Origin of the sequence: Pseudomonas sp. AO-1 (genome assembly GCF_019775695.1) — a bacterium.
GTDB classification, from domain to species: domain Bacteria; phylum Pseudomonadota; class Gammaproteobacteria; order Pseudomonadales; family Pseudomonadaceae; genus Aquipseudomonas; species Aquipseudomonas parakoreensis.
The window spans coordinates 1,845,198-1,859,572 of the sequence record NZ_CP079947.1 but is presented as its reverse complement, the minus strand read 5'-3'; the positions used below and the strand labels follow the sequence as shown (position 1 = coordinate 1,859,572).

General features: G+C 61.0%; 17 protein-coding genes. 9 read left to right on the top strand and 8 right to left on the bottom strand.

Going from position 1 to position 14,375, the window contains the following annotated elements:
* Positions 1-32: 32 nt before the first annotated feature.
* The gene (locus KVQ82_RS08580) at positions 33-1,022 is read left to right on the top strand and encodes a 2-hydroxyacid dehydrogenase (RefSeq protein WP_121186698.1); all 990 of its coding nucleotides are present in this window, start codon (positions 33-35) and stop codon (positions 1,020-1,022) included.
* An 11-nt stretch (positions 1,023-1,033) separates the two neighbouring features.
* Here KVQ82_RS08580 and KVQ82_RS08575 read toward each other — a convergent pair whose 3' ends face one another.
* Positions 1,034-1,471, bottom strand: coding sequence for a hypothetical protein (locus tag KVQ82_RS08575; RefSeq protein WP_041067528.1), 438 nt, complete (start codon positions 1,469-1,471; stop codon positions 1,034-1,036).
* Between the two features lie 133 nt (positions 1,472-1,604).
* On the opposite strand from KVQ82_RS08575, the gene KVQ82_RS08570 reads away from it, so the two are divergent.
* Positions 1,605-2,039: a hypothetical protein gene (locus KVQ82_RS08570; protein WP_041067531.1), complete on the top strand. Its 435-nt coding sequence runs from the start codon at positions 1,605-1,607 to the stop codon at positions 2,037-2,039.
* The gene (locus KVQ82_RS08565; RefSeq protein ID WP_108183526.1) at positions 2,039-2,443 is read left to right on the top strand and encodes an META domain-containing protein; all 405 of its coding nucleotides are present in this window, start codon (positions 2,039-2,041) and stop codon (positions 2,441-2,443) included. Before KVQ82_RS08570 ends, KVQ82_RS08565 begins: the two co-directional genes overlap by 1 nt.
* Before the next feature lie 177 nt (positions 2,444-2,620).
* Here the strand turns inward: KVQ82_RS08565 and KVQ82_RS08560 are convergent, their stop codons facing one another.
* Entirely contained in the window at positions 2,621-3,088 is a 468-nt protein-coding gene (locus KVQ82_RS08560) for a TlpA disulfide reductase family protein (protein WP_041067536.1), read from the bottom strand.
* Between the two features lie 114 nt (positions 3,089-3,202).
* On the opposite strand from KVQ82_RS08560, the gene arsC reads away from it, so the two are divergent.
* The 3 genes from arsC to KVQ82_RS08545 are packed head-to-tail and all read left to right on the top strand — an operon-like array spanning position 3,203 to position 4,576.
* Entirely contained in the window at positions 3,203-3,556 is a 354-nt protein-coding gene (arsC, locus tag KVQ82_RS08555) for an arsenate reductase (glutaredoxin) (RefSeq protein WP_041067539.1), read from the top strand.
* On the top strand, positions 3,553-4,149 hold the full coding sequence (wrbA, locus tag KVQ82_RS08550) for an NAD(P)H:quinone oxidoreductase (RefSeq protein ID WP_041067542.1): 597 nt from the start codon (positions 3,553-3,555) through the stop codon (positions 4,147-4,149). The genes arsC and wrbA overlap by 4 nt, the downstream gene beginning before the upstream one ends.
* A 1-nt stretch (position 4,150) precedes the next feature.
* Positions 4,151-4,576: a DUF2069 domain-containing protein gene (locus KVQ82_RS08545; protein ID WP_108183527.1), complete on the top strand. Its 426-nt coding sequence runs from the start codon at positions 4,151-4,153 to the stop codon at positions 4,574-4,576.
* Between the two features lie 87 nt (positions 4,577-4,663).
* On the opposite strand, the gene KVQ82_RS08540 is transcribed toward KVQ82_RS08545, so the two are convergent.
* Positions 4,664-5,338: a DNA-3-methyladenine glycosylase I gene (locus KVQ82_RS08540; RefSeq protein WP_041067548.1), complete on the bottom strand. Its 675-nt coding sequence runs from the start codon at positions 5,336-5,338 to the stop codon at positions 4,664-4,666.
* A gap of 182 nt (positions 5,339-5,520) precedes the next feature.
* Positions 5,521-6,345: a tRNA 2-thiocytidine(32) synthetase TtcA gene (gene ttcA, locus KVQ82_RS08535; RefSeq protein ID WP_041067551.1), complete on the bottom strand. Its 825-nt coding sequence runs from the start codon at positions 6,343-6,345 to the stop codon at positions 5,521-5,523.
* Between the two features lie 349 nt (positions 6,346-6,694).
* On the opposite strand from ttcA, the gene KVQ82_RS08530 reads away from it, so the two are divergent.
* Both KVQ82_RS08530 and KVQ82_RS08525 read left to right on the top strand, forming a co-directional pair.
* Complete coding sequence (locus KVQ82_RS08530; RefSeq protein WP_007917515.1) at positions 6,695-7,297, top strand: Yip1 family protein; 603 nt, start codon at positions 6,695-6,697, stop codon at positions 7,295-7,297.
* A 148-nt stretch (positions 7,298-7,445) separates the two neighbouring features.
* A complete protein-coding gene (locus tag KVQ82_RS08525) occupies positions 7,446-7,940 on the top strand; it encodes a SprT family zinc-dependent metalloprotease (RefSeq protein WP_041067555.1) in 495 nt (164 codons plus the stop codon).
* 64 nt (positions 7,941-8,004) lie between these two features.
* Here KVQ82_RS08525 and KVQ82_RS08520 read toward each other — a convergent pair whose 3' ends face one another.
* Positions 8,005-9,186, bottom strand: coding sequence for a CaiB/BaiF CoA-transferase family protein (locus KVQ82_RS08520; protein WP_222018615.1), 1,182 nt, complete (start codon positions 9,184-9,186; stop codon positions 8,005-8,007).
* A gap of 256 nt (positions 9,187-9,442) precedes the next feature.
* Positions 9,443-10,777, bottom strand: coding sequence for a dicarboxylate/amino acid:cation symporter (locus tag KVQ82_RS08515; RefSeq protein ID WP_027612291.1), 1,335 nt, complete (start codon positions 10,775-10,777; stop codon positions 9,443-9,445).
* Positions 10,778-11,127: 350 nt separating this feature from the next.
* Here KVQ82_RS08515 and KVQ82_RS08510 point away from each other — a divergent pair, with 350 nt between their 5' ends.
* On the top strand, positions 11,128-12,126 hold the full coding sequence (locus tag KVQ82_RS08510; protein ID WP_222018614.1) for an AraC family transcriptional regulator: 999 nt from the start codon (positions 11,128-11,130) through the stop codon (positions 12,124-12,126).
* Positions 12,127-12,270: 144 nt separating this feature from the next.
* On the opposite strand, the gene KVQ82_RS08505 is transcribed toward KVQ82_RS08510, so the two are convergent.
* Both KVQ82_RS08505 and KVQ82_RS08500 read right to left on the bottom strand, forming a co-directional pair.
* Positions 12,271-13,617, bottom strand: coding sequence for an ATP-binding protein (locus tag KVQ82_RS08505; protein ID WP_086794698.1), 1,347 nt, complete (start codon positions 13,615-13,617; stop codon positions 12,271-12,273).
* A complete protein-coding gene (locus tag KVQ82_RS08500) occupies positions 13,614-14,291 on the bottom strand; it encodes a response regulator transcription factor (protein WP_086794696.1) in 678 nt (225 codons plus the stop codon). The genes KVQ82_RS08505 and KVQ82_RS08500 overlap by 4 nt, the downstream gene beginning before the upstream one ends.
* Positions 14,292-14,375 lie beyond the last annotated feature (84 nt).

Below are 14,375 nucleotides of genomic sequence, written 5' to 3'. Positions count from 1 at the left end.
ATTGACTCGCCACCCCGTTCCAGGAGGAATACATGCGCACGCTCGTTTTCAGCAGCCAGACCTACGACCGCGACAGTTTCCTCGCCGTCGATTGCCCGGGCGGGATAGAACTGCACTTTCAGCAGGCCCGGCTCAGTCTCGACACCGCCGCCCTGGCCGAGCACCACGAGGTGGTCTGCGCCTTCATCAATGACGATCTCAGTGCGCCAGTGCTGGAGCGTCTGGCGGCCGGGGGCACGCGCCTGATCGCCCTGCGTTCGGCGGGCTACAACCATGTCGATCTGCTCGCAGCGAAACGCCTCGGGTTGGCCGTGGTGCGGGTGCCGGCCTATTCACCACATGCGGTGGCCGAACACGCGGTGGCGCTGATTCTGGCGCTCAACCGGCGCCTGCACCGCGCCTACAACCGCACCCGCGAAGGCGATTTCACCCTGCACGGCCTGACCGGTTTCGATCTGGTGGGCAAAACGGTCGGCATCGTTGGCACCGGCCAGATCGGCGCGACGTTCGCGAAAATCATGCACGGTTTCGGTTGTCAGTTGCTGGCCTACGATCCGTATCCAAATCCGGAGGTTGTGGCTTTGGGCGCGCAGTATCTGAGCCTGCCGGAGCTGCTCGCACAGTCGCGGATCATCAGCCTGCATTGCCCGCTCAATGCGCAAAGCAAACACTTGATCAACCGTGAGTCACTGGCCCATCTGCAACCGGGGGCGATGCTGATCAACACCGGGCGCGGCGGCCTGGTGGACACACCGGCGTTGATCGATGCACTGAAGGACGGCCAATTGGGCTATCTGGGACTGGATGTGTATGAGGAAGAAGCGCAGCTGTTTTTCGAGGACCGCAGCGACCTGCCGTTGCAGGACGACGTGCTGGCGCGGTTACTGACGTTTCCGAACGTGATCATCACCGCGCATCAGGCGTTCCTGACCCATGAAGCCTTGGGTGCGATTGCCGCGACCACCCTGCACAACATCGCGACCTGGGCCGCAGGCACGCCGCAGAACCAGGTCGAAGGCTGAGGATTGGCGGCTTATTTGGGCGACAGCGACGAGGCCAGAATCAGCAGCGCCAGCCAGCCAAACCCGAAAAAGCGCTGTTTCATCGAGTGGCCGTTGCGCAGCAGGAACCAGACAAAGACCATCGGCAACAGAAACACCATGATCTTCAACCAGCCTTCCACCGGACGCGAACCATCGGCGTTGGCCTGAGGCTGCGGCGCGGGCTCGGGCTGCCGACGGCGCCGGCCGACAGCGGCCGGTGTCACTTTCGGCGTCGGCTCCGGAGCTGGTGGCGGAACAAAGGCTTCGGGCACGGATTTGTTGCGCGGCAGGCTGCCGAATGAAATCGTCGCGGCGGCTTGCGCCGGTGTGTGCTCGTGCTGCTGCGCCATCGGAGCACCACAATGAATGCACGCCTTGGCTTCCGAGCTGATGCTGCGCTTGCATTCATAACATTCGATCAACGCCATGTTCCGTTCCCTCAGATTGAAGGGCGGCAGTTTGCCATGAGCGCCAGCCGATTTGAACCGGATCGAAGGTCGCACACGTACGCCATCCTGCAATCCAGCCCGTGCTAGCATGTCGCGCAGATTTGGAGGACCCATGGTCGAACACGATTTCCGCTACACCCTGATGAACCCGCAACACACCCTCACCGAATGCCGCGCCCTTGTACCGGGCCGCTATCAGGTCACCGGCAATGGTGGCTCGATTCGCAACGGTGACGTCCTGTTGGTCACTCTCAAAGGCAGCAAGGACTTGTCCATGCGCCTGACCGTCGACACCGTGCGCCACCTGATCAATCCGCCGGGCCAATGGACCGCGATGACCACCGGCCCGGTATTCGGCGAACTGGCGATCCACACCTGGCAGGTCAACTGCGACAGCTGCGCCAAAGAGCTGAACTTCGAGTTCGCCGTGGACGCCAAGCTGGGCAAGAGCGCCGAGAAGCCGGCCGCCACCGCGCGCATCGCCGAGCTGGGCTGGAAAGCCGTCGGCGACAAGCACTTGTGCCCGAAATGCCAGGAGCCTGCGTGATGAAACGCCTTGCCCTGCCGCTGCTGGTCGGTGCCGGTCTGGTGGGCTGCGCCGCAGAGCCAGTGCAGTTGCAACAGAACCGCAGCTACATTCTGGAATGGATCGGCGAGCGGCCCTTGATGGATTACAGCCACCTGACCGTGACCCTCGGCGACGATGGTCGTGCTTACGGCAACGGCGGCTGCAACCACTGGTTCGCGCCGTACACCCTCGAAGGCGACAAGCTGAGCTTCGGCCCGATCGGCAAGACCCGCAAACTCTGCGCCCCGGCGCTGATGGAGCAGGAACAACGCTTCCTGCAGGCGCTGCAAGGCGTTGAGCGCTGGGACATCTCCCCGATCGAGCAGATGCGCTTCTGGCCGGCGCAAGGCAAGCCGTTGCGTTGGTGGCTGGAAGAGGGTTAACCCCCTCCTGCTGCTGAGACTACCCTGTGGCGAGGGGATTTATCCCCGATGGGTCGCGGAGCGACCCCCTTCGGAGAGTCAGGGTAAACCGAGCTCTCGGGTTTCAGGGCTGCTGCGCAGCCCATCGGGGCGGTGCGACGTTTCGCTAAATCCCCTCACCACAAAACCTCACTTGCCCTACTTCGTCGCCTGCAACGCCTCCAGCTTCGCCATCACCCCCGCCGCCGTCTGCTCACCCATCAACTGCTCACGCACCTTGCCCTTGTTGTCGATGATGTAGGTCACCGGCAAGGCCTCACTGCGCGGCAGGTCGAACAGGTCGGCCGGATCCTGCGCCAGCACGGTGAATTTGATGCCGAGTTTCTCGCTGGCGCTCTTCAGGTCTTCACCCTGGACGTTGTCGAAGTTGACCCCGAACACACCGACATTCTTGCTCTTGAGTTCGTCCGCCAAATGGTTGAGTTCCGGGATTTCAGTGCGGCACGGGCCACACCATTCGGCCCAGTAATTGAGCACTACCCATTGTTTGTCCAGGCGCTCGGACGCCACTTTCTGACCATTCTGGTCAATGCCGTAGTCGTTGCCGCAGCCCCCCAGCATTAACGCCCCGATTATCGTCAATGCCGCTGCCAATCGCCGTGTCATGTCATGTTCCCTGGTCAAAAATTGAAGGCGCCTGCGACCCGTTGCCTCTGAAGGTTCTGGATTGCGCGCTGCACAGTTAGAATAGCCGCCACTTTACGCCAGAAGCGACCTGCCATGACCGATCTGACGCTTTATCACAATCCGCGCTGCTCGAAATCCCGCGGCGCGCTGGAACTTCTTGAGGCCCGTGGCCTGACCCCGAACGTGGTGCGTTACCTCGAAACCCCGCTGAATGCGGTGCAAATCAAGGCACTGCTCGGCAAGCTCGGGATCAGCGCGCGGCAGTTGCTGCGCACCGGAGAAGATGAATACAAAATGCTTCAGCTGGCTGACGAAAGCCTCAGCGAAGCGCAATTGATCGACGCCATCGTCCAGCACCCAAAACTGATGGAACGGCCAATTCTTGAAGTCGGCAACAAAGCCGTGATCGGTCGTCCGCCGGAAAATGTGCTGGAACTGTTGCCGTGAGCGCGCCCTATATTCTGGTGCTGTATTACAGCCGCAACGGCGCGACCAATGAGATGGCCCGGCAAATTGCGCGCGGTGTCGAACAGGCGGGTCTCGAAGCGCGCTTGCGTACGGTGCCCGCCATTTCCACCGAGTGCGAAGCCGTGTCGCCGGACATCCCGGATGAAGGCGCGTTGTACGCCACGCTCGATGACCTGAAGAATTGCGCGGGTCTGGCCCTCGGCAGCCCGACACGTTTCGGCAACATGGCCGCACCGCTGAAGTACTTCCTCGATGGCACCAGCAACCTGTGGCTGACCGGCGCACTGGTCGGCAAACCGGCTGGCGTGTTCACCTCCACCGCCAGCCTGCACGGCGGCCAGGAAACCACCTTGTTGTCGATGATGCTGCCGCTGTTGCACCACGGCATGCTGATCACCGGCCTGCCGTACAGCGAGTCGGCGCTGCTGGAAACCCAGGGCGGCGGCACGCCGTATGGCGCCAGTCATCACGCCGGGGCCGATGGCAAAAAAGGTCTGGATCCGCACGAGATGGCGCTGTGTCGCGCACTCGGCGCACGCCTGGCGAAAACCGCGCAAAAACTGGAGGGCTGACATGGCCCGGAAGCCGAAAGTCCTGCCCAGCGTTGAATGGCTGGAGCCGCGTGTACGGGCGATGCGGGTTATCAGTCTGCTGTGCTTTTTCGGCCTGGCAGGATTGCTGGCGGCTTATTACCTGGTGTTCGCCGACCTGCACGGCGCTCGACCGTGGGTGATCCTGCTGGTCGAACTGATCCCGTGGCTGATCCTCGCGCCGGGGATGCTGATGGGCAACGCACGTGCGCACTCGTGGATGTGCTTTGTGGTGAATCTGTACTTCATCAAAGGTGCACTGGCAGCGTATGACCCGAACCGGCAGCTGTTTGGCGTGTTGGAGATGGCCGCGAGCCTGGCGCTGTTCTGCTCGGCGCTGCTGTATGTGCGGTGGCGGTATCAGTTGAATCGCAAGCTGGCTGGCGAGGGCGAGATGTCCGTAGCCTGATGAAAAAGATCGCAGCCTCCGGCAGCTCCTACAGGGGGAACGCATTCCAAATGTAGGAGCTGCCGAAGGCTGCGATCTTTTAGCGATTCAATGATTGACGGTGTACGCGAGCATCATCGAAATCTGACTCATCGGCCGCCCGCCACTCTGCTCATGCCACTGATTGAACGCGTTCTGCACAATCGCCAGATCGCGCAGACTGGTCGGCGCCTTGTCGACGATCTTCTGCGCATTCAGCGCCGCGACCACGTCATAGCTCGGCACGAAGGTGTCCTTGCCGACCATGCGCAGGAAGCGCGGTGCCGACAGCCCACCTAACTGACTCCCGTGTTTTTTCAGGTAGGTCCACAAACCGACGATATCGGTCACCGGCCAGTCGGCGATCAGCGCGCCGAAACTGCCCTTCTCCTGCTCGACATCGAGAATGAACTGCGCATTGCGCGGCACGCTCTTGAGCTTGCCCAGGTGGCGGATGATCCGCGCGTCCTGCATCAGGCGTTCAAGATGTTCGGCGCTCATCAGCACGACTTTTTCCGGATCGAACTTGAAGAACACCTCTTCGAAAGCCGGCCACTTGGCGTCCACCAGGCTGTGCTTGAGGCCGGCGCGAAAGACGCGCAGGGCCATGGTCGAGAGGTAGCGGTCGTCGCTGATCTTGCGCAATTGCGCGGGAGTCTTGGGAACGGGCAGATGGGCTTCCAGTTCAGCCGCCGAACCGAAGCGGTTCAGACAGTATTCGTGCAGCCACTTGTAATCGCGCATGCCCTCTCCTATTGAATGAAACGAAAAACCCCATGTGGGGGCAGGCCCTGTGGTGAGGGGATTTAGCGAAACGTCGCACCGCCCCGATGAGGAGCAAAGCTCCCCCAGAAAAGCTGGGGCTGCTGCGCAGCCCATCGGGGATAAATCCCCTCACCACAGGGCCGCTCCCACAGGGAAAGGGTTTACAGGTTGACGACGTTAACGAAGCGCGAAGCCGCGGTCTCGTCGATCTTCAGGCTGGTGAAGTCGAACAGGTTGCGGTCGGCCAGTTGCGACGGCACAACGTTCTGCAGACTGCGGAAGATGCTTTCAGTGCGGCCCGGAGTCTTGCGCTCCCAGTCCTGAAGCATTTCCTTGACCACCTGGCGCTGCAGGTTTTCCTGCGAACCGCAGAGGTTGCACGGGATGATCGGGAATTCCTTGAAGTCCGAGTAGGCCTGGATGTCTTTCTCGTTGCAGTAGGCCAGCGGACGGATCACCACGTTGCGCCCGTCGTCGGCGCGCAGCTTCGGCGGCATCGCCTTGAGGGTGCCGTTGAAGAACATGTTGAGGAAGAATGTCTCGACGATGTCATCGCGATGGTGACCGAGGGCCATCTTGGTCGCACCGATTTCATCGGCGAAGGTGTACAGCGTGCCGCGACGCAGGCGCGAGCACAGCGAGCAGGTGGTCTTGCCTTCGGGAATCAATTCCTTGACCACCGAGTAAGTGTCTTTCTCGACGATGTGGTACTCGACGCCCAGCTCTTTCAAGTAGGCCGGCAGCACGTGCTCGGGGAAGCCCGGCTGCTTCTGGTCCATGTTCACCGCGACGATCTCGAACTTGATCGGTGCAACCTTCTGCAGGTGCAGCAGCACGTCGAGCATGGTGTAGCTGTCCTTGCCCCCGGACAGGCAGACCATGACCTTGTCGCCGTCTTCGATCATGTTGAAATCGGCGACCGCTTCGCCGGCCAGGCGGCGCAGGCGCTTTTGCAGTTTGTTCTGGTTGACCGTAAGAGTGCCCATGACGCGAAATCCGTGAGGTGTGACGAAAGGCGGGCATTTTACGCAAAAACCCACCGGCGGCGCAGCCTCCTGACGGACGCACCCTGTAGGAGCTGCCGAAGGCTGCGATCTTTTGATTTAGAAACAGGATCAAAAGATCGCAGCCTTCGGCAGCTCCTACAGAGATAACTGCGATTAACCCACCCGTTTACAGCGCGATTTGCTCTAAGCCCCTAGTCCCTGTGCGGTTAAGTCCTTTCTATACTGCGACATAAGGTCGCACACATCTGAAGACCTGTATTTGCTCGGCCACCTTGGCCCGTAGGCGCTCCGCTGGGGGGCGATGGCAATAACAAGAGGAGTGACTGGCATGATCCATCACGTAGTGGGACTTTTTACCCACCCCGATCAGGAATGGAAGGAAATCCGTGGCGACCAAGAGGAAAGCATCAGCCACATGTACCTGACACACACGCTGATCCTGGCGGCGATTCCGGCCGTTTCGGCGTTTATCGGCACCACGCAGGTCGGCTGGGTGATCGGCAACCGCGCGCCGGTGATGCTCACCGTCGAAAGCGCAATCTGGATGACGGTGATGTCATACCTGGCAATGCTCGGCGGGGTCGCGGTGATGGGCGCCTTTGTGCACTGGATGGCCCGCACGTATGACGCCAATCCAAGCCTGGCGCGTTGCGTGGCGTTCGCGACCTACACCGCGACACCGTTGTTCGTCGGCGGGCTGGCGGCGCTGTATCCGCATATGTGGCTGGGGATGATCGTCGGCACGGCGGCCATCTGCTACACGGTGTACCTGCTGTACGTCGGGCTGCCAACGTTCATGAACATTCCGTCGGACGAAGGCTTCCTGTTTTCCAGCTCGGTGCTGGCGGTGGGTCTGGTGGTGCTGGTGGCCATCATGGCGTTCACCGTGATTGTCTGGGGCCTCGGCGTGGGGCCGGTGTATACCAACTGACAAGCTTCACCCCAGAGAAAAACAAGATCTGCCAATACAGGCCGCCGCAAGGCGGCCTTCTCGTTTGGCGGATGACCATTCGGCAGGTCAGCGATTCGCAAGTCAGGAACGTTGCGGCATACTCGACGCCTCTGGAGATCCATCAAGCATGCCCGAGCAACTCAATACCCGCGTCGAAGACTGTTACCAACTCGCTGAAGCCTTTTTCAAACGTCATTTCCAACGCCCGGTCGTCAGCCTCAAGCTGCGCGGGCAAAAAGCCGGTGTCGCGCATCTGCACGAGAACCTGCTGCGCTTCAACCCGCAGCTGTACCGGGAAAACACCGAACACTTCCTCAAGCAGACCGTGGCCCACGAAGTCGCGCACCTGATCGCCCATCAACTGTTCGGCGACCGCATCCAGCCGCACGGCGAGGAGTGGCAACTGATCATGCGCGGGGTTTATGAACTGCCACCGGATCGTTGCCACACCTACGCCGTGAAACGCCGCAGCGTGACCCGCTATATCTACAAATGCCCGTGCGCCGACAGTGATTTTCCGTTTTCGGCGCAGCGTCATAGCCTGGTGCGCCAGGGGCGGCGGTATTTGTGCCGGCGTTGTCGCAACACTTTGGTGTTCAGTGGTGAGATGCGGGTGGAATAGCCGGTTCGTTGCTGCATTGGAGGGCCTCATCGCTGGCAAGCCAGCGATGAGGCCAGCACCAACGCTAGAGAATGACCTTGGCCGCACGCAATTGAGCAATCCGCTCAGCATCAAACCCCAACTCCCCCAGCACCTGCTCCGTGTGCTGTCCCAACTTCGCACCAACATGCCGCGGCGCCGGCAGCGCCTCGGAGAATTTCAACGGACAGCCGATCTGCGCCTGAGTCGTACCGTCGCCACGCGGCACCTGGGTCACCAGTTCCCGTGCCTGCAATTGCGGATGCTGCACCGCCTCGCTCAGGTTCAAGACCGGTTCGACACAGGCATCGACTCCGGCGAACAATTCACACAGCTCGGCAAAGTCGTGCCTCTCGAATTCAACTTTCAGCGCATCCTTCAATAACCGTTGCTGTTCAGGTTTCGGCGACAAGCCCTGCGCCGCCAGCTCCGGCCGGCCCAACGCCGCGCACAGTTGCTGCATGAACCCCGGTTCCAGACTGCCCACCGACAACCAGCGCCCGTCGCGCGAGCGGTAATAGTCATAGAAGCTGCCGCCATTGAGCATCTGGTCTTCCCAGTGCGGTTCCTCGCCACAGGCCAGATATCCGGCGCCAGCCATGGCGTTCAGGCTGAAGGCGCAATCGGTCATGCTCACGTCCAGATGCGTGCCCTGCCCGCTCTGCTGCCGGGCGATGACCGCCGCCAGCAGGCCGATCACCCCATGCAGTGAACCGCCCGCGATATCCGCCACCTGCATGCCCAACGGCAACGGCCCGCTATCGGTGCGGCCGGTGTAGCTGGAGAGCCCGGCCAGCGCCAGATAATTGATGTCATGCCCGGCGCGATCCTTGTACGGGCCGGTCTGGCCGTAGCCGGTGATAGACACGTAAATCAGCTTCGGGTTGATCGCCTTCAACGCCTCGTAGCCCAGCCCCAAACGTTCCATCACCCCGGGACGGAACTGTTCCAGAATGATGTCGTATTCGCCCAGCAACTGCCTGATCACCTCCAGCGCCTCCGGCTGCTTGAGATCCAGCGCCAGGCTGCGCTTGTTGCGGTTGAGGTAAGCGTGGCTGGCGGACACCCCTTGATCGTGCGGCGGCAACACCCGCAGCAGGTCCATGCGCGTGGGCGACTCGATGCGCAGCACTTCGGCGCCCATGTCGGCCAGCAACAGCGAGGCGAATGGCCCCGGTAGCAGGGTCGAAAAATCGAGAATCTTCAGTGAGGCCAGCGGTGCGGACATGGGCGAACTCCTTGTGCGATGCACTCAGACTAGGCAGCGATGCCGCGCACGGCAATCACCGGATGTGTCAGCGGCAGTGACCGTAATGCTCAAATCGCAGGCAATAAAAAACCCCTGTAGCGAGGGGATTTATCCCCGATGGACTGCATAGCAGTCCCCTTCTATCTAAGAAGGGGCCGCTTCGCGACCCATCGGGGATAAATCCCCTCACCACAAGGGTTATCAGGCTCCAGCATTACACTGGAGCCAATTCAGATTACTTGACGTTGCTCGGGGTAGCACCTTCAGCCACACCCAGGTCGTCTTCCGGACGGGTGTCAGCAATACCGCGACCACCCGAAGCCAGCTCGGATTGCAGCACGTCGGTGTCCAGCTCTTTCACCCACTTGGCAACCACGATGGTCGCCACGGCGTTGCCGACCAGGTTGGTCAGGGCGCGGGCTTCGGACATGAAGCGGTCGATACCGAGGATCAGCGCCAGACCGGCCACCGGCAGGTGACCTACCGCCGACAGGGTGGCGGCCAGCACGATGAAGCCCGAACCGGTCACACCGGCGGCGCCTTTGGACGACAGCAGCAATACCACCAGCAGGGTGATCTGGTGCGTGATGTCCATGTGCGTGTCGGTGGCCTGAGCAATGAACACGGCGGCCATGGTCAGGTAGATCGCGGTACCGTCGAGGTTGAACGAGTAACCGGTCGGGATCACCAGACCCACGACGGATTTCTTCGCGCCCAGACGCTCCATCTTGATCAGCATGCGTGGCAGTACCGATTCCGACGAGGAAGTGCCCAGTACGATCAGCAGCTCTTCACGGATGTAACGGATCATCTTCAGCACGCTGAAGCCGTGCATACGGGCAATGGCACCCAGCACGATCAGGATGAACGCCAGGCAGGTGATGTAGAAGCAGGCCATCAGTTGACCCAGCTGCACCAGCGAACCGACACCGTAAGCACCGATGGTGAACGCCATCGCGCCGAAGGCACCGATTGGCGCGAGCTTCATGATCATGTTGATGATGTTGAACATCACGTGGGCGAAGCGATCGATGAAGTCGAGGATCGGACGGCCATAGTCACCCAGGCGATGCAGGGCGAAACCGAAGATCACCGAGAACATCAGCACTTGCAGGATGTCACCGGTAGCGAACGCGCCGACGATGGTGGTCGGGATCACGTTGAGCAGGAAGCCGACAACGCTCTGGTCTGCGCCTTGCTGCACATACGTGGCGACTTTCGAGGCGTCCAGGGTGCTGACGTCAATGTGCATGCCGTTGCCCGGCTGCACGATGTTGACCACGATCAGACCGACCAGCAGGGCGATGGTCGAAACGATTTCGAAGTACAGGAGTGCGTAACCGCCGGTCTTGCCGACCGACTTCATGCTTTGCATGCCAGCAATGCCGCTGACCACGGTGCAGAAAATGATCGGGGCGATGATCATTTTGATCAGCTTGATGAACCCGTCGCCCAGCGGCTTAACCGCCACACCGAACTGCGGGTAGTAGTGACCAAGGGCAATACCGATGATGATCGCGACGATCACCTGGAAATACAGGGATTTGTACAGTGGCTGACGAGTCGTCATTGCAAGTGTCCTCAAGCGTCCCGCGGACAACATCCATCTGTTGAGCGCAGAACCTGAATTGCGAACCCTCCTGCACTGGAGGGATTTGTTGTGTCGAGCAGCGTTTTTCCAGCGGAAAGACGCACACTTCTGTCGCTCTTATCGCAAACGCCGTGCCACTTTGGTGCGATTCGCTGCAAGCCTTTTGATATCAGGGTATGCAGGGTATTTTTTGTCACCGCCCGGTGACGCAGGTGTGGCGGATTTCCGCCAAGTCAGCGGATCTCGTCCTACAATTTGGCGGAAATCCGCCTTGTTGCCCTGCGCTTGCCCCGGCTACCATCCGGCGCCTGAGGAAGGATCAGCCGCTTATGCGCGAACGTACCATCGCCAGTCATTTCGCCCGCGCCGCCCTCGGTGGCGCACGCCGTTCGGGATTCGACTATGCGCCGTTGCTGCAGCAACTGGGCATCAGCCCCGAGTTGCTCGATGAGCCACGGGCACGCATCGCCCCGGAACAATTCACCCAACTGATCCAGAGCCTGTGGCTGGCGCTGGATGACGAATACCTGGGCTTTGGCAACGCGCCGAGCAAACCCGGCAGCTTCGCGATGATGTGCCACGCCTTGATCCACTGCCGCAATCTGGAGAAGGCACTGCAACGCGGTTTATTGTTTTATAGCCTATTCCCCGAAGCCCCGCGCCTGAGCCTGAGCCGCGAAGACGAATGGGTGCGCCTGAGCCTCGATGATGCGCAGTTATGGGACCCGGATCACTTTCTCAGCGAGAGCCTGCTGGTGATCTGGCATCGCCTCGGCAGTTGGCTGATCGGCCAGCGGATTCGTCTGGAGCAGGCCACCTTCAGTTACCCGAAACCGGCGCACGGTGCCGAGTACGACCTGCTGTTCCCCTGCCCTTTGGTGTTTTGCGCCGAGCAGAGCAGCCTGCTGTTTCACAGTCGCTACCTGCACATGCCGCTGTTGCAGGACGAACGCACCTTGAAGCATTTCCTCGAACGCTCCCCCGCCGACCTGCTGTCGCGCCCGGACGACGGCGACAGCCTCAGCAGCCGCCTGCGCCGTTTGCTCAGCCGCGACAGCGCACAGTGGCCGGACCTCGAAGCCGTGGCCGCGCAGCTGCACATCAGCCCGCAAACCCTGCGTCGGCATTTGCGTGAGGAAGGCAGCAGTTTTCAGGAATTGAAGGATCAGTTGCGCCGCGACATCGCGATTTATCACTTGGGCCGGGCGGATCTGTCGTTGCAGCAGATTGCCGAGCAACTGGGGTTTTCCGAACCGTCGGCGTTTCACCGGGCGTTCAAGAAATGGACGGGGCTGACACCGGGGGCGTATCGGGCGCAGGAGCAGTGATCTGCTCGCCGTCTGTGGCGCCTTGACTGGCCTCATCGCTGGCAAGCCAGCTCCCACAGGTGTTGATGTCGTTCAAGGAATTTGTATACGACTCGGACACTGTGGGAGCTGGCTTGCCAGCGATAGCGCCCGAAAGACCAACACCTAAACCGCAGGAAACTGAATCCTGAACGCCGCCCCGCCCATCGGCGAATCTCCGAGCATCAGCTTGGCGTTGTAGCTTTCGATGATGTCCTTGACCACCGCCAGCCCGATGCCCTGCCCCGGATGCTGGCGATCCAGACGCTCACCGCGCTCAAGGATCCGCGCGCGCTGATTCGGCGGCACACCGGGGCCGTCGTCTTCGATGCACAACTCGATACCGGCCAGGCTCTCGCGCACGCTGATGCGCACTTCGCTCAGGCACAGGCGATAGGCGTTTTCCAGCAGGTTGCCCATCATCTCCAGCAACGCGCCCTGTTCGATCGGCACATAACATTGCTCCGGCAGGTCGAACGCAACTCGAACATGTTTATCGCGGTAAACCTTGTCCAGCGTGTCGCACAGACTCTTGAGCACCGGTTGCAGCCGCACCTGATGGCGTACCAGACCGCTTTTGCGCAGGCTGGCCCGTTGCAGTTGATAGCTGATCTGCTGGCTCATGCGTTCGATCTGGGTTTGCAGCACCCAGGCCTGATCGCGATCTTCCGGGCGTTGGGCCATGTCTTCACTGACCCCTTGCAACACCGCCAACGGGGTTTTCAGGCTGTGCGCCAGGTCATCGAGAGAGTCGCGGTACCGGCTGCGTTGCTGGCGTTCACTGTGCAGCAAACGGTTGAGCGATCCGGTCAGGCGCAGCAGCTCGCGCGGGTGCTGTTCGGTGAGGCTTTCGCGGGTGCCGCTTTCGATTTCGTCGAGTTCCTGACTCAGCCGACGCAGCGCCTTGAGGCCCCAGGTCAGGCCGATCCACAACAGCGCCAGCAGCACCAACAAGGCAGCGCCGAAGCCCAGATAGAGGTTCTCGCGCAGGCCTTCAAGGGTGTTTTCATATTCGCGCACCGGTTGCAGCGCAACGATACTGAAAGCCGCGCTCTTGCCGCCGAGCAGTTTGACTTCGACGTCGTAGACGAAGAACTCCTGGCCGTTGCTCTCGCGGATCCGCGCGAACTCGTTACCCATGCCGTCGTAACGCGGCTTGTAGTTGATCTGCTCTTCCTGAGTACCTTTCGAGCGCCAGACCAGTTTGCCCTGGCGGTCGTAGATGTAGCCGAGCAAGCGGTTGTCGGTGAGGTTGAAACGTTCATCCGGCAACTGCGTCGGCATCACCAGTTGGCCGCTGTCGATGCGCGCCGCCGAGATCAGCGTGGTGACATCCGAGGCCAGGCGCTGCTCGATCGAGTCCTGCAGTGCCAGGCTGAACGCGCCCTGCATGGCCGGCAGCAAGCCGAGCATGAACAACACCGCCAACGTGGTGGCGGCGAGCATCAAGCGAACGCGAAGAGAACGAATCAAGTGCAGCGCTCATTGAACAGGTAGCCGAGACCACGCACGGTATCGATCGGCTTGAACCCGCCCGGGCCTTCGAGCTTGCGGCGCAAGCGGCCGACCAGCACTTCGATCACGTTCGGATCACGCTCGTCGTCGTCCGGATAGAGCTGTTCCATCAGGCGATCCTTGGGCACCACTTGCTGGTGGTGGCGCATCAGGTATTCGAGGATGCGGTATTCGTAGGCGGTCAGCGCCAGCGGCTCTTCATCCAGTGACGCCTGCTTGCGATTGAGATCAAGCAACAGCGGCCCGGCGACGATGGTCGACTGGGTGAAGCCGCTGGAGCGACGCAGCAAGGCGTTGAGGCGCGCGTCGAGTTCTTCGAACTGGAACGGTTTGACCACGTAGTCGTCGGCACCGGCGGCGAGGCCTTCGACCTTGTCCTGCCAATTGCCGCGGGCGGTGAGAATCAGGATCGGAAAGCTCTTGCCGCTCGAACGCAACTGGCGAATCAGGTCCAGACCACCCATGCCGGGCAGACCGAGGTCGATCACCGCCAGATCGAAGTTGAACTGTCCGGTCTGGTACAGCGCCTCTTCGGCATTGGCCACGGACTCGACCACGTGGCCACTCTCCGTCAGGCGGGTTTGCAGGTGATGGCGCAACAGCGCTTCATCTTCGACGACCAACAGTTTCATAACGCTCTCCCGGGCAAATCAAAAACTCCAACAACGCATGTGTGGGAGCGGGCTTGCTCGCAAAGGCGATGTATCAGCCAACAG

Excerpts from the sequence above, each read along its gene's own strand:
- KVQ82_RS08580 (WP_121186698.1), top strand. The coding sequence starts at position 33 with ATGCGCACGCTCGTTTTCAGCAGCCAGACCTACGACCGCGACAGTTTC.
- KVQ82_RS08575 (WP_041067528.1), bottom strand. The coding sequence starts at position 1,471 with ATGGCGTTGATCGAATGTTATGAATGCAAGCGCAGCATCAGCTCGGAA.
- KVQ82_RS08570 (WP_041067531.1), top strand. The coding sequence starts at position 1,605 with ATGGTCGAACACGATTTCCGCTACACCCTGATGAACCCGCAACACACC.
- KVQ82_RS08565 (WP_108183526.1), top strand. The coding sequence starts at position 2,039 with ATGAAACGCCTTGCCCTGCCGCTGCTGGTCGGTGCCGGTCTGGTGGGC.
- KVQ82_RS08560 (WP_041067536.1), bottom strand. The coding sequence starts at position 3,088 with ATGACACGGCGATTGGCAGCGGCATTGACGATAATCGGGGCGTTAATG.
- arsC (WP_041067539.1), top strand. The coding sequence starts at position 3,203 with ATGACCGATCTGACGCTTTATCACAATCCGCGCTGCTCGAAATCCCGC.
- KVQ82_RS08545 (WP_108183527.1), top strand. The coding sequence starts at position 4,151 with ATGGCCCGGAAGCCGAAAGTCCTGCCCAGCGTTGAATGGCTGGAGCCG.
- KVQ82_RS08540 (WP_041067548.1), bottom strand. The coding sequence starts at position 5,338 with ATGCGCGATTACAAGTGGCTGCACGAATACTGTCTGAACCGCTTCGGT.
- ttcA (WP_041067551.1), bottom strand. The coding sequence starts at position 6,345 with ATGGGCACTCTTACGGTCAACCAGAACAAACTGCAAAAGCGCCTGCGC.
- KVQ82_RS08530 (WP_007917515.1), top strand. The coding sequence starts at position 6,695 with ATGATCCATCACGTAGTGGGACTTTTTACCCACCCCGATCAGGAATGG.
- KVQ82_RS08525 (WP_041067555.1), top strand. The coding sequence starts at position 7,446 with ATGCCCGAGCAACTCAATACCCGCGTCGAAGACTGTTACCAACTCGCT.
- KVQ82_RS08520 (WP_222018615.1), bottom strand. The coding sequence starts at position 9,186 with ATGTCCGCACCGCTGGCCTCACTGAAGATTCTCGATTTTTCGACCCTG.
- KVQ82_RS08515 (WP_027612291.1), bottom strand. The coding sequence starts at position 10,777 with ATGACGACTCGTCAGCCACTGTACAAATCCCTGTATTTCCAGGTGATC.
- KVQ82_RS08510 (WP_222018614.1), top strand. The coding sequence starts at position 11,128 with ATGCGCGAACGTACCATCGCCAGTCATTTCGCCCGCGCCGCCCTCGGT.
- KVQ82_RS08500 (WP_086794696.1), bottom strand. The coding sequence starts at position 14,291 with ATGAAACTGTTGGTCGTCGAAGATGAAGCGCTGTTGCGCCATCACCTG.